Here is an 18,044-nt window from a genome sequence, read left to right on the forward strand (position 1 = left end):
ACTGTCCCCTTACCTTTATATCTATGAATTACTCAGCCGCAGCAGTTTCCTGTTCACCTTGGTGACCCTCTAAAACAGCATCCGCCATTTTAGCGGTAAGCAGTTTAACTGCACGAATTGCATCGTCATTTCCAGGAATGACGTAATCAATTTCATCCGGATCGCAGTTGGTATCAACGATTGCCACAATAGGAATACCAAGATTGCGGGCTTCAGTAACGGCAATCCGTTCCTTCCGCGGATCAATGATAAATAAAGCACCCGGTAATTTGTTCATATTTTTAATACCGCCAAGAAACTTTTGCAGTCTTTCCATTTCATGACGCAGTGTAAGCACTTCTTTTTTCGGTAGCACTTCAAATATTCCTTTTTCTTCCATACCTTCTAGTTCGCGTAACCGACTAATCCGTTTTTGGATTGTTTGGAAATTAGTCATCATACCGCCTAGCCATCTTTCGTTCACGTAGTACATATCACAGCGGAGGGCTTCTTCTTTTACTGCTTCCTGTGCTTGTTTTTTGGTACCAACAAATAAAACAGTCTGTCCCTGTTCAGCGACTTCACGCACAAAATTGTAGGCGTCCTCCACCTTTTTTACTGTTTTCTGTAAATCAATAATGTAGATACCATTACGCTCCGTAAAAATATAGGGAGCCATTTTAGGATTCCATCTTCTTGTTTGATGACCGAAATGAACTCCGGCCTCCAAAAGTTGTTTCATTGAAATTACTGACATATCTGTCACTCCTTCTGTTAAATTACCGCCGCAAACCGCATTTTCTGTCTTCACCAAGTATTCTTGGCACAGCAACAAAATTAATCTGCGTGTGGATTTACAACGAAAATTAGTATACCATACCTTTTAAAATATCACAAGCCAGTTTCTTGCTAATTCATGATTAGTATGCATATTTTTCTCACTTTTTATTCAACTGCAACAGCAGCATAATGGCTCCTTTTCCCGTACCGGTCGCTTTTGAAATTTCAGTGACATTATAGCCTTGATCGGCCATTGCCAAAATAAGTCGCTGCTTATCATCGCTCACATTCTGTTTCATACTACCCTGGGTTTCGCTTTCCGGATTTTTTTCACTGTTCTCAAATTTAGAATCTGAAATCGAATGATTCCAGATTGCCCCGTATTCTTGGCCGGTATATGCTTTCACAATCTGATGCGGTATTGGTATTTGCGGTAAGCCTGCCGTTACCGAATGTGTTTGTGTCATTTCTTTGACCTCTATAATTTGCTTTTCCAATTTAGCTATCTTTTCATCGGCAGCTTCCAATAAATATTCCAAATGAGCAATTTTATTTTCCATCTGCTCAATGACGGCATCCCCTGTCTGCTCTAACTGCTGCTGCAATTGAGTGGTCGGTGCTGTCATATTGATCGACAGCACCCGTAATAATAACTTTCTCTTATATACAATAAAAAAGCCAGCAAAAAAAACAAGTACAATTGTAAGAATTATAGTGGTAAGCATCATAACACCTCAAAAAAAGCTGTTTTATTACAGTTTAATATCAATGACATGACCGCGTACAGGATCAGAACTCAATACTTGATTAGATTGCTTTTCTGAATCCTGTGATTTTTTGTCGGCAGAATGACTTTGTTGACTCGTTCCCTGCCCCTGATTTTGCGATTGCTCAGACTGACGGCGAATTTTTCCGCCTTCACTCTTAGGCGTATTTTGAACTTTCTGCTGACGACTATCGGTAATTTGCTGCCATTGTTCGGCAAACTGCTGTTGTTGATTTATGGTTTGGTGATCGGTTACTTGCTGTGCTTTGCCAACTTCAGTTGCACGTGGGATGAGGACCTGCAAGTCGATTGGTCTAATGCTCATTTGTCCCACCACTCCTGTCCTGTTGTACTGACGAACAACAATTATTTATAGAGGCCACTCTTAATTTCTCCTTCTTCCGCAAAAAAAGAAACATATTTGAGCGGCTCACGAATCGGTTTAATTAATGTTCCAATCATGATCTTCACGCCTGGATAAATATTTTCCGCTACCCTGATGCGGCCATGACGCATTTCATCCAATAACAATTCAATATCCGTGATTCGGTTATGCTTTGCTTCAACCTGGCCGACAAGATGAAACTGCGCTTTGGTAAGTTTTAGCTGCATTTCCCGTTTATCCTTTGGCATTGTTGCTGGATTCATAATCTTTAAAATATTCAAAGCTTTCTGCGTCTGTTCTAGACTCTGCTCCAGTTTTTTGATTTCCTTGCGAATCACTTGATATTCCTCACGCAATAAAGGATTGATGCCAACTCCCAACTCTGTATTGGTTGCCATATGTGTCCCCACGATTTTAGCGCGAATTTCATCACCGGCAATGATACTTCCGCCGGCAATCAATCCCCTGCGTCCTTCCACCACTACCTTTTGTCCGGCATTTATTTTCGAGTGCAAAATAACATCACTAGCCACTACGTCATTTCCGGCATAAACTGTCGCATTCTCAATAAACTTTGCAGTAACATTCTCAACCGCTTTAATATAACCCCGATGCATTCCCTGTATGCCCATTCTTACCACAACATTTTTACCTTCAACGATACCACCGCTTACCGTTCCGGCTATTTCCACATCGCCTTCCGCTTTTACGGTAAACCCTTCCTGTACAGAACCCCGAACAACCACACTACCGACAAACTCAATATTTCCTGTCGATAAATCCACATTTTCCTTAACTTCAATTACCGGCACAACACTAAGTTTTTTGTTCGCAATAAGAAGTTGACCGGCAATCGCTGCTACCAGCTTATTTTCTTCAAGAATTTTAACATTTTTCCCTGCCGGCGGTATCATATCCTTGCCATGCTTGGCAGCCACTGTTTGTCCCAAAACATCTATTCCGGCAGTTCCCGCCGTAGCAGGAATTTTTTCTGCTAGCAATTCTCCTTCACGTACCGTAGTAAATACATTGAGATCCTTAAAATCTACCCGGCCGTCTTCTTGTTCAACCGGACGACCTTTATTTTCCATGTCCACATGATATTGAATATAAGCATTCTCGCCATTGACCGGCTGCTGGCCGCGAGCGCAGACTATACGCCGTCCCGGCTGTTCAAATGCCTTTTTAACGGCATTATCGTCTACGCCAAATACGACGCCGCTTTGTGCCAATTCATTTACGACTTCTTCAAATTGCAGCGGCCGGCAATTCTTGGGGATAACAATTTCCAACGATGCTTCCATTCGATCCCGGGCTACCAATATTTGAACCTCAGGTTCAGCGTCCGGTTGAGGCGGTTCAGCAATTTTTACCGCTGTTCCCGCTGCCTCTCTAACGGTACGAATCAATAAGGCGTTGTCAAATTCCTTGATCTGCCGCTGCTTTAACTCGGCATAAATTGCCGGCTCAACAACTCGTGCACCGTCACCCTCCGGCGAAAAAACGGTCAAATGTACACCTGTATCATTGATTGCAATTACGTAATACCCATCGAGCTGAGCGACCGCTTGTTCAGCTTCATTTATAATGCGTTCGTCTTGCATATTATCCCCTCAAATTAAACTCGATTTTATTCGCGACAAAGCACCTCGAAGCCGAAACACTGCTTTCGTATGAAGCTGCGATATACGTGCTTCCGATAATTTTAAAACCAGGCTAATTTCCTTTAACGTTAATCCTTCATAATAATATAAAGTAATTACTATCCGTTCCTTTTCCGGCAACTTGTCAATTGCCTTGGCTAATGTGTCCTTTACCTCTGCTTCTTCAATATTCTGAGTTGGATTCACTTGTGAATTGGCTAGCGACTCCGTCATGGAAAATTCTTCCAACGGCATAATAGTTGCGGTATTTAGTTTATTCACTAGGGTTGTTAATTCCGTTAGAGAAATTCCCATTGCCTCCGCGATTTCAGCATCAGAAGCCGATCGTCCTAAACTATTTTCCAATTGTAATACCGTTTTCTCATACTCCCGGGCCTTTTGCCGAATGGTAGTAGGAACCCAGTCTTGAGCCCTTATGGCATCAAGCATAGCACCCCGGATACGCACCACAGCATACGTTTCAAATTTGATCCCACGGTTTGGATCATAACGTTCAATCGCTTCTAGCAGTCCAAAAAAACCATTACTAATCAAATCGTCCTTGTCTACATGCTGTGGTAATCCAATTGCAAGCCTTCCGGCTACCAGTTTAACGAGCGACAAATAATTTTCAATCAACTTATCGCGTACCGAAGAATTTTGATTTTGTTGATATTCCAGCCATGCTTTCGTGATCTCTTCATTTTGAGATAAAATTTTTTCTGTCACGCTCCATTACCCCCAAACTACTTGCAATCACTTATCAGGGCGCGAAACCCGTTCTAGCTTTTCCGGGGCCAATGGAACAAACGCACTTTTGCTATCGCCTGCATGAACCGGTTGCTGTTGACTGACAATATCAACTTTTTGCCCTTTTTCTTCCTGCTCCCGCAACAAAGTGCCAATAAATTGCTCACCGAATTTTCCAATAAGATAACCAAAAGCACTAAAAACTAAAAGGGACATACAGGTACGATAGAGAACAGTCATCAGCCTGGCACCCAACAAAATACCGACGAGACAGGTCATGGCACTGCTAATGAGTGCTAAATACAAAGCAATCCGCAACTTAGCCATTTTCTCACCCCTACAATTCCTTCTCGCCCTGATTAATCGTTTTTATTCTATACTTTCCTGCGTCCAGCTTTAACTCTACCGTTCGGCCATAGTTTCCTCCCGTATCATCGGCAATAATCCGAATATCAAGCTTTCGCAACACTGCGCGCACAGCTTCGGCATTCCGTTCACCGACCCGCATGATATCAGTAGCATTGGCAAAGGTAAACATTTGCGCCCCACCGGCAATCTTAGCAGTAATACGCGATTTGGAAGCACCTAGCTTCATCATCTCATCCAGCATCAACGGCAATGCCGTATCGGCAAATTTCGCCGGATTTTCCGCTGAACGGGCTTGTTTGCTGTCAGGAAGCATAATATGAGACAAGCCGCCAATTTTTGTCATTGAATCATACAGGGCTATGCCGACACAAGATCCTAACCCATAACTAATCAAGCTGTCTGGGGCCCGCCCCACCTTATAATCTGCCATTCCAACTTTAATGAGTTCTGGCATTATTCCTTCACCCCTATTGCAGCCAAAATGGTACTTAATGATCCGGGGTCCGGAATAAGAAAGAAGTGACCTTTAACGCCATTCGAATCAGTGGTAAATTCTGTCTCAATAACCAAGGCATGATCACCCATTTGCCCCAACTGAGCCAAAATAACACTCAAAATTGCCCCAGCCATATCCATGGCCAGTGCAGGAATCGACGGCAACATTGTCATGTTTGTAAAGTAAGATAAAGCATTTAAATAAGCTCCGGCTAATATATTGCCAATTTCCATAAGGGCAGATTCGTCCATAGAGCTTAATGACGTCGTATATCCTTCCTGCCGTCCCATAAGCATATCGACTAAATAAAATGCACTGTCCCGGGGAAGTAAAAACAAGATACTACTTGGTGCTGCGCCAAAAACGCGCAAATATACACCGGCAACCATTGCATCTGGCCCTCCCACCACATCCGGCACTTCCCCCAGTGGCATAATGGCAACCTGCGGAACTGTCATATCTATTTTCTGATTGATAATTTGAGATAAGGCAGTAGCCGCATTCCCTGCACCAACATTGCCGACTTCCCTCAGTGCATCTAATTGCAGCGTCGATAATTTTAACATATCATCGGACAATCTTTCCACCCCACTTGAACTAAAATTCTTGCTTTTTTTAGCGCTTTTTAACGTTAGCTTACTTTAACCTCTTGTCCAATTCCAATAATCGCTTCTAAATTCAACAAAATCAGCAGTCGGTTGTCCTGTTTTCCCACGCCGCTGAGATATTTAGTCGAAACGCCACCGACAACAGTATCCGGCGATTCGATATTCTCCCTGCTAATGGCAATCACTTCCGACACTGCATCCACAATCATTCCCACTGCAATGTCCTCGACTTTTACAATAATAATGCGAGTATCTTCCGTATCATCCTGATGCGGTAAATCAAGCCGTTTTTTTAAGTCAATTACCGGTAAAACACTGCCACGTAAATTAATAACTCCTTCAATATAATCCGGAGTACGGGGCACCCGGGTAATATCCGTCATCCGTTTGATCTCCTGCACCTGTAAAATACTTATCCCGTATTCCTCGCGTCCTAATTTAAAAACAACGAGCTGTATTTCATCAGATGAATAAGTTTGTTCAGCCATCATTATTCCTCCCTTTACTACATTAAGGAACCAATATCCAGAATGAGCGCTACTTGCCCGTTACCAAGAATGGTGGCACCGGCAATTATTTTAATCCCCGCTAATAATTTCCCTAAGGTTTTGATTACAATTTCCTGCTGACCAATCAAGTTGTCAACGATAATTCCTGCTTTACTTTCTCCCATATGAACAATGACTACAAATAATTCTTCCTGCGGCTGACCGGATTCCTGGATATTCAAAACATTTGCCAGACGAATAATCGGAATAATCTGTCCCCTTAATAAAATGACTTCCTGATTTTGAATCGTTTTAATATCATCAGTCGTAATATTTATGGTACTGTCAATGGACCCTAAAGGAATCGCATAGATTTCCTTACTCACCTTAATAAGCAGGGCTTGAATAATGGCGAGAGTTAAAGGCAATCGAATCTTAAACCGGCTTCCCCCATTAATTTTTGTTTCTACGTCAACCATCCCGCCTAACGATTCAATTTTATTCTTGACAACATCCATCCCCACACCACGTCCGGAAACATCGGTAACGACCTCTGAAGTTGAAAATCCGGGCAAAAAGACTAACCGGACAGCCTCATTAGTATCCATTTTATCCGCATCTGCCTGAGAAATAAGCTCCTTTTCCACGGCTTTTTTCTTAATGATATCCGGATTAATACCCTTGCCGTCATCTTCCACCATAATAATCACATTATTACCTTCGTGGCGGGCGATCAGGCGAATTTCACCAACAGGATCCTTCCCCTGTGCCTGCCGCTCTTCAGGATGCTCAACGCCGTGATCAATAGCATTTCGCAATAAATGCACTAAAGGATCGCCAATTTCATCAATAACTGTACGATCCAATTCCGTTTCTTCCCCCTGCATAATGAAATTTACTTCCTTATTTAATTCCCGTGACAGATCTCGAATCATCCGGGGAAAACGATTGAAAACCTGTCCTACAGGAACCATGCGTACTTTCATTACAACAGACTGAAGATCCGTTGTTACACGATCCATCTGCTCAATGGTTTCTACTAAATCAGTCAACCGGTGAGTCAAGCCAATCTGCGCCAGCCGTGTCTTATTGATGACTAATTCTCCTACCAGGTTCAACAGTGAATCCAGCTTGTCAATATCAACTCGAACCGACTGCCCGCCTTTGAGTCTTTTCTCCGTCCCGTTATGAACTACCGGGCGATGATTGGAATTATGCTCTGGCGTATGTTGTTCATTTTCCGCTTTGGCAGCTGCCTTAGCTTCAACCTTTTGTTCGGTAGGCGTTTCAGGCCGACTAGTCTCAGTCGGCTGCAAAGAAAGAACCGTAACTTCCTCTATTTCGGAAATAGATAAAATCGTTTGACGAACTTTATCCGGCTCGGAAGCAGTAATAAGAACAGCCTGGAAACTAAAATCAAAGTTCTCTTTTTCCAAATCTTCTACCGGTGGTATACTGCGGATTACTTCACCGAGTTCATCCAATGCGTTCATCACCATATAAGCCCGCGCCGATTTAAGCAGGCAGCCCTCACGCAGATTGATCTTCACTTCATAAGTTGCAAGGCCCTGCCCTTTCGCTGTTTCCATCAAAGAAAGCTCTTCCTCACTCAGCGTAAGCTTTGAAGTCCCAGCCGCCTCTTCTTTTTTTATCACCGGCTGCTGCGATGGTTTAGCTTCTTCCGTCTTGGACAGCAGCCGCAGTTTATTTAACAGCGGCTGGATATCTGCTGCCGAATCCTCGCCATTTGCCACACTTTCGATTAACTGTTCCAATGTATCAACACACTTAAATATTGTGTCAATAATATCGTGCCCGGCTTCCAGTTCCCCCTTGCGCAACAAATCCAAAACATTTTCCATCTCATGGGTTAGTTCCGCAATCGTATTGAATCCCATCGTTGCCGACATTCCCTTGATGGTGTGAGCACTGCGAAATATTTCATCAAGCACTGATAAATTGCCAGGATCGTTCTCCAAATCAAGTATGCTGCGATTGAGTGCTTGCAAATGCTCACGCGATTCTTCGAGAAACATCCCCATATATTGATTCATATCCATATTGCCAACCCCCAATATTATTTAGTCACTGACCTCACAATTTCTGCTGCAATATCAGATAACGGCGCCACTTTGTCGATTACACCAAGCTCAATAGCCGACTTCGGCATGCCGAAGACCACTGCAGTGGACTGATCTTCAGCAATCGTATAACCGCGTTGCTGTTTAATCAACTGCATCCCTTTTGACCCATCATGTCCCATACCTGTTAAAATTACTCCCACTGCCCGCTGCCCATACACTTTTGCCACTGATTCCAGCATAGGATCAACGGCCGGACGATGACCGCCTACAGACGGATCCCGATTTAGCTTAACTACTTTCTGATTTCCCTCCTGCCTAACAATCATGTGATAATCGCCTGGCGCTATCAAAACCACTCCTGGCCGAATCACATCATTATTTTCAGCTTCTTTTACCCTTAAGGATGATAACGAATTTAACCGTTCTGCTAAAGATTTTGTAAAACCGGGAGGCATATGCTGCACAATAACAACACCGCAGGGGAGACTGCTTGGTAGCTTAGTAATAATCTCTTGCAAAGCTCGTGGTCCACCGGTTGATGTCCCAATTGCAATAATCTGATCACTATTTGCCATAGCCGGTGAAGGCGCAGCCTGCATCGGTCGAACAACTGCCGGCTCATCCGGTGATCTCTTCTTCAATTGTATAACATTCGCTTTTACAGCAGCACGACATTTAGCCAATATCTCCGTTTTAATTCCGGCGATACTGGATATCGAGCCTGCCGTCTTGGCCACAAAATCAACGGCACCCAGTTCTAACGCACGAATGGTTGCATCCGCACCATCACGGGTCAGACTGCTGATCATAACAACCGGGGTTGGCACATCCCGCATAATCACTTCCAGTGCCTTGATACCATCCAAAACTGGCATCTCTACATCCATAGTGATCAAATCCGGCTTAAACCATTTTACTTTCTCAATTGCATCCTTACCATTTCGCGCCGCATCGACTACAGTAAAATCAGGTTCAGCGGTAAAAAAATCCGACAATAGTTTACGCATAAAGGCAGAATCATCAACAATTAATATTTTTATCATATATCTCCCACCATTTAATAAATTATAAGCCTTTTTGCCGATGCTCCAATTGTTTTTTAAATATAAATTTAATGATTTTACGGCGAATCCCTTCCGGAATATCGATAAATTTTATACTTATCCAAAATAAATTTCTTAAATCTTGAGGTTGTTCCATTCGAACAACTTTTCCTATCGTTTCTACTCTGCCAAATTCAGGAATATCAATCTGCAACCGAAGCTGAGAACCCAGTTTAAGCGGTTCTTTACAAATCGCCTGTATTCCTCCACCGCTAATATCTCTGGTAAAAACTTGCAGCAGACGCACCGAATTTTCCTCTGCTTCATCCTCAATTTCAATATTTACTGGTAAAACGGCATCAATACGGACAAAAGCACGTTGCTGGATTTTCCGGATATCCCGTGGCGGCGATGCAATCCATACTGGCAGCGGTAAAATTTTTTTATCAATAAATGTGCTGGTAAAATGATATACAGCGCCATTATCAATCGCTTTTCCAAAAAATACAGTACCAGGACTTAGCAAAACAGGAACACTTTTATCCATTGGCATTGCCAGAATGATAGTTGTCGGGGTAATATCTTCAATACGGCTATGGTATTGCTGCTCACTTTTTTTCCCAAACATAATTTCCACTCGTTGATTAATTTTTAGAATGCGTTCCTCCGTAATGACATTTCTCCTCCTTGCCAGATTAAAATTATCCCAGCATTCCCAAAAATCGGCGAAAAAATCCTTTAATTCCATTCGGCTGCGGCACATTGTCACCGTAGAGTAATCGGTAGGCAATATGTTCAATACAGCGAGCCGAAATTGTATCGGGAAAAGACAATAGCAGGGGTATTTGCTTTTTTACCGCTTTAATCATATTTCTATCTTCATAAATAAAACCTAGACTGTCTAATGGTAACCGCAAAAAACGAAAAGCGACTTTTATCAGTTTATCGACAACGACTTGTCCTTCGTCCATTTCTACAACACGATTGATTACCAAACGCAACGGAGCTGTGCCTTGATGAGTCGCATAAGTTTTCATCATAGCATACGCATCCGTAATCGCCGTTGGCTCCGGCGTTGTAACAATAATCACTTCGTCGGCCGCCGTCACAAATTTTAACACGTTGCGATTTAAACCTGCCCCCGTATCAATCAGAATGATGTCCGCCCACTCGTCAAACGAGATGATTTGATTCATGAGATATAACAGCTGAGAATCGTTTAAATTAGCCAGGTGGTAAATCCCGGAGCCGCCGGACATAAACTTTATACCTCTAGGTCCATCGGTGATTACATCAACCAGCTGCACTCCCTCTTCCAATAAATTCAAGATATTATAGGGTGTCGAACATCCTAAGACAACATCTACATTTGCCATGCCTAAATCAGCATCAATCACCAGCACCTTTTGGCCTAACCCAGCCAGCGCCAATGCCAAATTAACGGTGAAATTAGTTTTACCAACTCCGCCCTTGCCGCTGGTAACAGTAATTACCCGTGATTTGGATTCATGATGCTTTATAATTGGACTCTTCAAACCCGCATTGGCGTTTTGCGCCATTTGCCGTAATTTCTCTGCTTGATCTCGCATATTAATCCCTCAAAATCAGATTTGCCAATTTATTCGGGCTGGCCAATTCAATATCATCAGGCACATTTTGCCCTGTGGTTACATATGACAGAGTCGTTGGAAACCGATACAGCAAATTTAAGACCGTCCCCAAATTACTGGCCTCATCTACCTTAGTAAATAAAAACTTTTGGGGTGAGCAAACAGAAAATTTATTGACAATTTCCAAAGCATCCTTATACTTGGTCGTTGTACTCAGGACAAGATGAGTTTCAATATAAGGATCTGCCCCTAGCAATGCTTGCAATTCAGCAAGCTGATACTGGTTGCGGGGACTTCGTCCCGCCGTATCAATCAGAATTAAATTTTTGTCCTGATGACGGTACAATGCAGCTTTCAATTCATCGGGAGAATATACAATCTCCAAGGGAACGCCAATAATATCCGAATATGTCTTAAGCTGCTCGACTGCGGAAATGCGGTAAGTATCGGCGGTAATTAAGGCCACCTTGCACCCTTCTTTTAAGGCAAAATTTGCCGCCAATTTTGCAACAGTTGTTGTTTTTCCTACTCCGGTGGGCCCGATCAGCGCCACTGTCTTACATCCGGCAACCGGAATTGTAATTCCATCAACCTTTTGCAGGTAATTCATGATACGGTCAATAAGCAGCTGGCGAATCATTCCGGAATCGCTGCCAATAATCGATTTTTCATCCGGCAGCCCTTTGATTAAGTTCTCAGCAATTTGTCTATCAATATCATTTCGGACCAATGTATCCAAAAATGGTGAAATTTGTTTATCCGAATTAGGCATTTTATATAATACCTGTTCCAGCATTTTACGCATATTCGCAATTTCCAGCTGAAGTGCCGTAACTTTTGTATTGCTTTCTTCTCTTACAGGTTGTGCCCCACGCGATTCTTTTACTTCCATAGCAGCGGCAGCAGGCGTATCAATCGCAGCCATCACCTCCACCATTTCTTTGGAAAAAAATCCTAAAAAGCCTCCCTTACGCAACCGCCTGGTGTGAAGAATGACGGCATCGCGGCCTAAATCACTTTTTACTTGGGTCATTGCATCCTGCATGGAGCAAGCGGTGAATACTTTAACTTTCAATTTATAATTTCACCATCCCCAGTGCCTGCACCTCTATTTTTGATTCCAGTTCGGAGTAAGACAATACAATCAGATTCGGTGCAACACGGTCAGTTAATTTATGAAAATATAGTCTTACAGAAGGATTTGTCAGCACAATGGGCTGATAACCCAATCCGGTTAATTTAGGAAGTTCCTTGGTGAGACTGTTTATAACTGCTTGCATGGTATTAGGTTCCAAAGCTACATAGGAGCCGCGTTCCGTACGCTGAACCGCGGCAGAAATCTTCTCTTCCAGCTGGGGATCAACCGTTAAGCAAGTTACCATATTGTTTTGCGCATATTGACGGGAAATCTGCCTGCCTAAAGCATGGCGAACATATTCGGTTAATATTTCCGTATCTTTGGTTATCTGGGCATAGTCCGCCAATGTTTCCAGAATCGTAACCATGTCCCGTATGGAAACTCTTTCCTCTAAAAGGTTTGCCAAAACCTTCTGAATATCTCCAATAGATAATAGACCGGGCGTCAACTCTTCTACAACCGCAGGGTTACTCTGTTTTACCGCATCAACCAGGGTTTGTGCTTCCTGGCGGCCAAGAATTTCAGCTGCATGAGCTTTAATCACTTCTGTCAGATGAGTCGTCAATACAGAAACCGGATCAACAACCGTATACCCTGCCAATTCCGCTTGCTCCCGGCTGGCTTCCTGAATCCAAAGAGCCGGCAAGCCAAAAGCAGGCTCGACTGTCTCGACTCCCGCCAGTTCTTCGGTAACCGATCCGGGATTCATTGCCAAATAGTGATCAAGTAATAATTCGCCCTTGGCAATCTCTATCCCTTTTAATTTTATAACATATACATTGGGTTTCAGCTGGATATTATCGCGAATACGGATTGTAGGAACAATAAGTCCCAATTCCAAAGCGCACTGGCGACGAATCATAACAACCCGATCCAGCAAGTCGCCACCCTGACCGACATCAACCATGGGAATTAAACTATAGCCAATCTCCAGCTCCATGGGATCTACCTGGAGCAGAGAAATAATATTTTCCGGCTTGCGGACTTCTTCTTTTTCCTGTTCCTCCTGCTGGGCTAATTCGGTTTGAGTAGCGGAATGAACCGATTTATGCAAGGAATAACCGATGCCCCCGGCTAAAAGGCTGAGCACAAAGAAAGGAATTCCGGGTAATCCTGGTACCAGCCCTAATAATGCCAACACTCCGGCGGCAACGAGAAATACTCGGGGATTCGTAAAAATTTGGCTGACGATATCATAACCGAGATTCGCATCAGAGGACGCTCTGGTAACAACAATCCCAGTCGCAGTAGAAATCATTAATGCCGGTATTTGATTGACCAGGCCCTCGCCTACTGTTAACAGCGTATAACTCTGCAAAGCCTGCAGCACATCCAAATGGCGCTGCACCATTCCAATCACAAAGCCACCGACAATATTAATAATAATAATAATAATGGCAGCGATGGCATCCCCTTTTACAAACTTACTGGCACCATCCATAGCTCCATAAAAATCAGCTTCCCGTTGAATCTTTTTTCTTCGCTGCCTCGCCTCGGCATCCGTAATGGCGCCTGAATTCAAATCGGCATCAATGCTCATCTGCTTACCGGGCATGGCATCCAAAGTAAAACGAGCGGCAACCTCGGCCACCCGCTCTGCCCCGCGGGTAATTACGATAAACTGAATAATAATAAGAATAACAAATACGATAAATCCGACAACCGCATTACCACCTACAACAAAATTGCCAAAAGCCATAATGACTTCTCCCGCATAGCCATTCAGCAAAATCAAACGGGTGGAAGAAACATTAAGGGCTAAACGAAATAATGTGGTAATTAATAATAAGGAAGGAAATACGGAAAATTGCAGTGGTTCCACATTATAAATAGCCACCATTACAATAACGAGAGCAAAGGTGATATTAAATGATAATAACAAATCCAGCAAAAAGGCCGGCAGCGGAATAATCATCATGATAACTACCGTAATAATGGCAACTGCGATCATAATATCACTATATTTTAACAGCTTGGTAAATGGTGAGGCTTGAGTAGCCAAATGACTTCGCTCCTTCTATTATGACAACCGTTTTTTGAGGCGGTATACATAGGCCAGAACTTCGGCGACCGCCTTATATAATTCCGGCGGTACGCTGTCCCCGATTTCAGCTGCGCTGTACAGAGCCCGGGCCAAAGGTTTATTTTCAACAATGGCAACACGATATTCCTTCGCCGTTTCTTTAATCCGCTGTGCCATAAAATCCTGCCCTTTTGCCACAACGATGGGTGCCGCCATGCTTTTTTCGTATTTCAGCGCAATGGCAAGGTGAGTAGGGTTGGTCACAATTACATCCGCTTTTGGTACTTCCTGCATCATACGCTGCATGGCCATTGCCCGCTGGCGTTCTTTAATCTTGCCCTTAATTTGCGGATCACCTTCGGATTGTTTAAATTCCTGTTTGATTTCGTGTTTTGTCATTTTAATACTTTCACGATACTCCCAGCCTTGATATAAATAATCCAATGCAGCCAGAATAATCATAACGGCACTAACTTGAAAGGCTAAATCAAGTATTAACTCAGCCACAAAATGTAGCGAATCAATCAATTCTATCTCAATTAAATTCGGCAGCTCCACCGTTTCTTTTGAAATAAAGCGATAAATAAAATATCCGATAATTGCTATTTTAAATAAAGACTTAAAAAGTTCCACAAGAGATCGTTTGGAAAAAAGTCTGCCAAAACCGGATATGGGATTTAACCGATCAAGCTGGGGCATTAAAGGTTCGAGGGAAAAAACAAAACCGACCTGAACAAAATTCACCGCTAATGCTGTGACTAATATAGCCAGCATCACCGGCAGCGCCGTTTTTAGAAGAACAATAGAGCCGTTAATAAATAGAAGCTGTACCGAATTGATTGTGAAATCTGCAGTGTAACAATTGGAAAATATTAACTGCATGTACCCGGTAAGCTCCTCATAGATAAAGGAACCTACCACCTTAAGTGTAAAAAAAGCTACTAATAAAATAAAGGCTGAATTCAATTCCAGACTGTGGGCAACTTGTCCTTTGTTTCGTGCTTCCTCTTTGCGTTTAGGTGTTGCTTCTTCGGTTTTTTCCTCGTTAAAAAGCTGTAAATCAAAAGAGTAGCCCCTAACTTCATTGAAAACTGGATAAGAGACGGTAAATGTCTTTATACATTCCATTAAATGCCACATCCAAAAAGGTGATATAAACCGGTAATGCAAGGGAAAGAACAAATAAGCCCACTAAAATCTTTCCCGGAATCCCCACCATAAAAATATTCATCTGGGGCATAGTGCGGGCTAATATTCCCAGTGCAATATCGGTGAGCAGCAGCGCTACCAGTACCGGCAAACTTATTTTTAAAGCAATAACAAAGGTTCCGGCAACCATGTCGACCATAAGATCAGCCAGACTTTCTGCCTGAAACACCGCTCCTGTAACCGGAATCAGTTTGAAACTGCCAAACAATGCGGCCAATAACAGATGATGACTATTGGTAACCAAAAAAATTAATAGGGCCAAGATATATTGGAAATTACCAACAAGCGGTATTTGCTGTCCTGATTGGGGATCAAAAATATTGACAATACCAAAACCAATCTGCATATCTAAAATTTGCCCTGCCATTTGAACGGCGGAAAAAACCAGTGAACTGGCAAAGCCGAAAATTAAACCAATTAAGAATTCTCCGATTACCAGAAATATATAGCTGAAAAAATTTTCTGGCAGTACAGCAGCCGAATTAAATACTAAAGGAAACAGAATAAAAGCAATCAGCAGTGACAGTCCTGCTTTAATATACACGGAAACATTACGGCTGCCAAAAACAGGAGCAGTGCTGAAAATTCCGCTGATACGAGTAAAGATTAATAAAAAAAACCCAATTTGATTTTGCATCAGCTGAAATAAATCCAAGGCAATACCACCCTAACTCAACGTATCATCTGCGGCAGACTGATAAATATCTCCCGGGTATAATCTACCATTATACTTAACATCCATGGACCGAAAATTAAAATAGCAACAAAAACAGCGATAATCTTGGGTATAAACGCCAGTGTCTGCTCCTGAATTTGTGTTGTAGCCTGGAAAATACTGACTAGGATGCCAACCAATAGCCCCAACCCCAGCATCGGCGCTGATACCAGCATAACCATTGATAAAGCGTCACGGCTAATTTGAATTGCCATATCACCTGACATACTCTTCTCCTTTAGTTAAAGCTGGTTATCAGCGACCGGATAATTAAATGCCACCCGTCGACTAAGATAAACAGCAGTATTTTAAACGGCAGTGAAATCATCGATGGCGGTACCATCATCATGCCCATTGACATCAATGTACTGGCAACAATCATATCAATTACAATAAAGGGAATATAAATCAAAAACCCAATTTGAAAAGCTGTCTTCAGTTCACTGATAATGAACGAAGGTATTAACGTAGCCGTTGGCACATCCTCCTGAGAGTTCGGACGGGGCAGCTCCGACAAATTTACAAACAAGGCTAAATCATTTTCCCTGGTTTGCTTAAACATGAATTCCCGCATCGGCTTCATAACTTCCGTCATCGCCGACTCCTGGGAAATCGTGCCCGCCAAATATGGCTGCAGCCCATTTTGATTCGCCTGACCAAGATAGGGAGACATCGTAAAAAAAGTCAGAAAAAGCGCTAATCCAACCAATACCTGATTGGGAGGCATTTGCTGCGTAGCCAGAGCGCTGCGCAAAAAAGACAGCACCACAATAATCCGGGTAAAAGAAGTCATCATTATTAAAATTGACGGTGCCAAAGACAGCACTGTCAAAGTAAATAGCACCTGTAAACTCAAAGCAACATCTTGCGGCGTATTGGCAGATTCCACACCAATGTTAATATTAGGCACCGGAATTAACGGAGCAGCCATCGCTGAATGGGGAAACATCCCGACGGTTATAGCTGCCGCCATAACGGCTGCAATCATTCTTGGCTTAGACACTTGCTTTACCTCTTCTCACGATCATTTTTGGGCTCACTTGATTTATTGTAAGCGTCAAAAACAGCAGGAAATTTTTGCGTCATATGCTGCAGGGAAGCAAGTTGTCGTTGAAAGATACTATCAAATCCGGCTGCCGGAGCTGCCGGCAGATGTGCTCTCATTTTTTCAATTTGTTCCGATTCCGTCAATTCCTGCAACAGAGAAATGGAATGATCAGTAACCCCCAGCACCAAACATTTACCGGCAATCTCAACCACGTACACAGCCCGATTAGGTCCCAGAGGCAACGTAGCCAATATTTTTTGATCGTCCGTAACTGACAAACGCCCCATTTTCTGGCCAAGAAACCGGGAGGTAAAATAGGCCAGCCCAATCACCAAAGCAAAAGTTAGCAGCAATGAAAACACATAACCAATTGTCGACCACCAGGAAAAGGACGCGGTTAGCTGCGGTTCCTGATATGTAAGATACTCCCCGTTTGAGTCTGCGGCAAAAGCTGCACTACTAAAAATTATCGCAGCAACCAGGCAGCAAATCACGCATAATGTCCAAAAACGGCCTGCTTTCTGTCTCATTAACCGACTGCTTTACGAACAGCTTCAAGCACCCTGTCCGGTTGAAAAGGTTTAACGATAAAGTCACGGGCACCTGATTGTATCGCTTCAATGACCATGGCTTGCTGTCCCATGGCACTGCACATAATAACCTTTGCATTCGGATCTATTTTTTTGATTTCCTTTACGGCGGTAATACCATCCATCTCCGGCATCGTGATATCCATCGTCGTAAGATCCGGTTTTAAATCCTGATATTTTTCTAACGCCTTCGCCCCATTCTCAGCCTCACCCACAATTTCATACCCGTTTTTCGATAAAATATCTTTTATCATCATTCTCATAAACGCCGCGTCATCGACAACCAAAACTTTTATTGCCATGAATATATCTCTCCTCGT

21 protein-coding genes are annotated in these 18,044 nt (G+C 42.9%); all 21 read right to left on the reverse strand.

Annotated features, from left to right (window positions below; translation table 11 throughout):
• Window positions 1–28: 28 nt before the first annotated feature.
• Entirely contained in the window at window positions 29–736 is a 708-nt protein-coding gene (gene rpsB / locus ABFC84_10460; protein MEN6413161.1) for a 30S ribosomal protein S2, read from the reverse strand.
• A gap of 181 nt (window positions 737–917) precedes the next feature.
• Window positions 918–1,484: a hypothetical protein gene (locus ABFC84_10465; protein ID MEN6413162.1), complete on the reverse strand. Its 567-nt coding sequence runs from the start codon at window positions 1,482–1,484 to the stop codon at window positions 918–920.
• Between the two features lie 27 nt (window positions 1,485–1,511).
• The gene (locus tag ABFC84_10470) at window positions 1,512–1,850 is read right to left on the reverse strand and encodes a hypothetical protein (GenBank protein ID MEN6413163.1); all 339 of its coding nucleotides are present in this window, start codon (window positions 1,848–1,850) and stop codon (window positions 1,512–1,514) included.
• Window positions 1,851–1,891: 41 nt separating this feature from the next.
• The gene (locus ABFC84_10475; GenBank protein MEN6413164.1) at window positions 1,892–3,514 is read right to left on the reverse strand and encodes a FapA family protein; all 1,623 of its coding nucleotides are present in this window, start codon (window positions 3,512–3,514) and stop codon (window positions 1,892–1,894) included.
• A gap of 9 nt (window positions 3,515–3,523) precedes the next feature.
• Window positions 3,524–4,282, reverse strand: coding sequence for a FliA/WhiG family RNA polymerase sigma factor (locus tag ABFC84_10480; protein ID MEN6413165.1), 759 nt, complete (start codon window positions 4,280–4,282; stop codon window positions 3,524–3,526).
• Window positions 4,283–4,309: 27 nt separating this feature from the next.
• Entirely contained in the window at window positions 4,310–4,630 is a 321-nt protein-coding gene (locus ABFC84_10485; protein MEN6413166.1) for a hypothetical protein, read from the reverse strand.
• A gap of 10 nt (window positions 4,631–4,640) precedes the next feature.
• On the reverse strand, window positions 4,641–5,126 hold the full coding sequence (locus ABFC84_10490; protein ID MEN6413167.1) for a chemotaxis protein CheD: 486 nt from the start codon (window positions 5,124–5,126) through the stop codon (window positions 4,641–4,643).
• Window positions 5,126–5,755 (reverse strand): chemotaxis protein CheC, encoded by a 630-nt coding sequence (locus ABFC84_10495; GenBank protein MEN6413168.1) that lies wholly within the window; start codon window positions 5,753–5,755, stop codon window positions 5,126–5,128. The genes ABFC84_10490 and ABFC84_10495 overlap by 1 nt, the downstream gene beginning before the upstream one ends.
• A gap of 44 nt (window positions 5,756–5,799) precedes the next feature.
• The gene (locus ABFC84_10500; protein MEN6413169.1) at window positions 5,800–6,264 is read right to left on the reverse strand and encodes a chemotaxis protein CheW; all 465 of its coding nucleotides are present in this window, start codon (window positions 6,262–6,264) and stop codon (window positions 5,800–5,802) included.
• Window positions 6,265–6,281: 17 nt separating this feature from the next.
• Window positions 6,282–8,324 (reverse strand): chemotaxis protein CheA, encoded by a 2,043-nt coding sequence (locus tag ABFC84_10505; GenBank protein ID MEN6413170.1) that lies wholly within the window; start codon window positions 8,322–8,324, stop codon window positions 6,282–6,284.
• A 17-nt stretch (window positions 8,325–8,341) separates the two neighbouring features.
• On the reverse strand, window positions 8,342–9,391 hold the full coding sequence (locus tag ABFC84_10510; protein ID MEN6413171.1) for a chemotaxis response regulator protein-glutamate methylesterase: 1,050 nt from the start codon (window positions 9,389–9,391) through the stop codon (window positions 8,342–8,344).
• 22 nt (window positions 9,392–9,413) lie between these two features.
• Window positions 9,414–10,139, reverse strand: coding sequence for a flagellar brake domain-containing protein (locus tag ABFC84_10515; protein ID MEN6413172.1), 726 nt, complete (start codon window positions 10,137–10,139; stop codon window positions 9,414–9,416).
• The gene (locus tag ABFC84_10520; GenBank protein MEN6413173.1) at window positions 10,093–10,980 is read right to left on the reverse strand and encodes a MinD/ParA family protein; all 888 of its coding nucleotides are present in this window, start codon (window positions 10,978–10,980) and stop codon (window positions 10,093–10,095) included. Before ABFC84_10520 ends, ABFC84_10515 begins: the two co-directional genes overlap by 47 nt.
• A gap of 1 nt (window position 10,981) precedes the next feature.
• Window positions 10,982–12,076: a flagellar biosynthesis protein FlhF gene (gene flhF / locus ABFC84_10525; protein MEN6413174.1), complete on the reverse strand. Its 1,095-nt coding sequence runs from the start codon at window positions 12,074–12,076 to the stop codon at window positions 10,982–10,984.
• A gap of 1 nt (window position 12,077) precedes the next feature.
• Complete coding sequence (gene flhA, locus ABFC84_10530; protein ID MEN6413175.1) at window positions 12,078–14,141, reverse strand: flagellar biosynthesis protein FlhA; 2,064 nt, start codon at window positions 14,139–14,141, stop codon at window positions 12,078–12,080.
• 18 nt (window positions 14,142–14,159) lie between these two features.
• Window positions 14,160–15,290, reverse strand: coding sequence for a flagellar biosynthesis protein FlhB (gene flhB, locus ABFC84_10535; protein MEN6413176.1), 1,131 nt, complete (start codon window positions 15,288–15,290; stop codon window positions 14,160–14,162).
• The gene (gene fliR, locus ABFC84_10540; protein MEN6413177.1) at window positions 15,244–16,026 is read right to left on the reverse strand and encodes a flagellar biosynthetic protein FliR; all 783 of its coding nucleotides are present in this window, start codon (window positions 16,024–16,026) and stop codon (window positions 15,244–15,246) included. Before fliR ends, flhB begins: the two co-directional genes overlap by 47 nt.
• Window positions 16,027–16,043: 17 nt before the next feature.
• Window positions 16,044–16,301: a flagellar biosynthesis protein FliQ gene (gene fliQ, locus ABFC84_10545; GenBank protein MEN6413178.1), complete on the reverse strand. Its 258-nt coding sequence runs from the start codon at window positions 16,299–16,301 to the stop codon at window positions 16,044–16,046.
• Between the two features lie 23 nt (window positions 16,302–16,324).
• On the reverse strand, window positions 16,325–17,089 hold the full coding sequence (fliP, locus tag ABFC84_10550) for a flagellar type III secretion system pore protein FliP (protein ID MEN6413179.1): 765 nt from the start codon (window positions 17,087–17,089) through the stop codon (window positions 16,325–16,327).
• Between the two features lie 5 nt (window positions 17,090–17,094).
• The gene (gene fliO, locus ABFC84_10555; GenBank protein MEN6413180.1) at window positions 17,095–17,664 is read right to left on the reverse strand and encodes a flagellar biosynthetic protein FliO; all 570 of its coding nucleotides are present in this window, start codon (window positions 17,662–17,664) and stop codon (window positions 17,095–17,097) included.
• On the reverse strand, window positions 17,664–18,026 hold the full coding sequence (locus tag ABFC84_10560; protein ID MEN6413181.1) for a response regulator: 363 nt from the start codon (window positions 18,024–18,026) through the stop codon (window positions 17,664–17,666). The genes fliO and ABFC84_10560 overlap by 1 nt, the downstream gene beginning before the upstream one ends.
• Window positions 18,027–18,044: the final 18 nt, after the last annotated feature.

Source organism: Veillonellales bacterium (assembly GCA_039680175.1).
Taxonomy (GTDB): Bacteria; Bacillota; Negativicutes; order JAAYSF01; family JAAYSF01; genus JBDKTO01.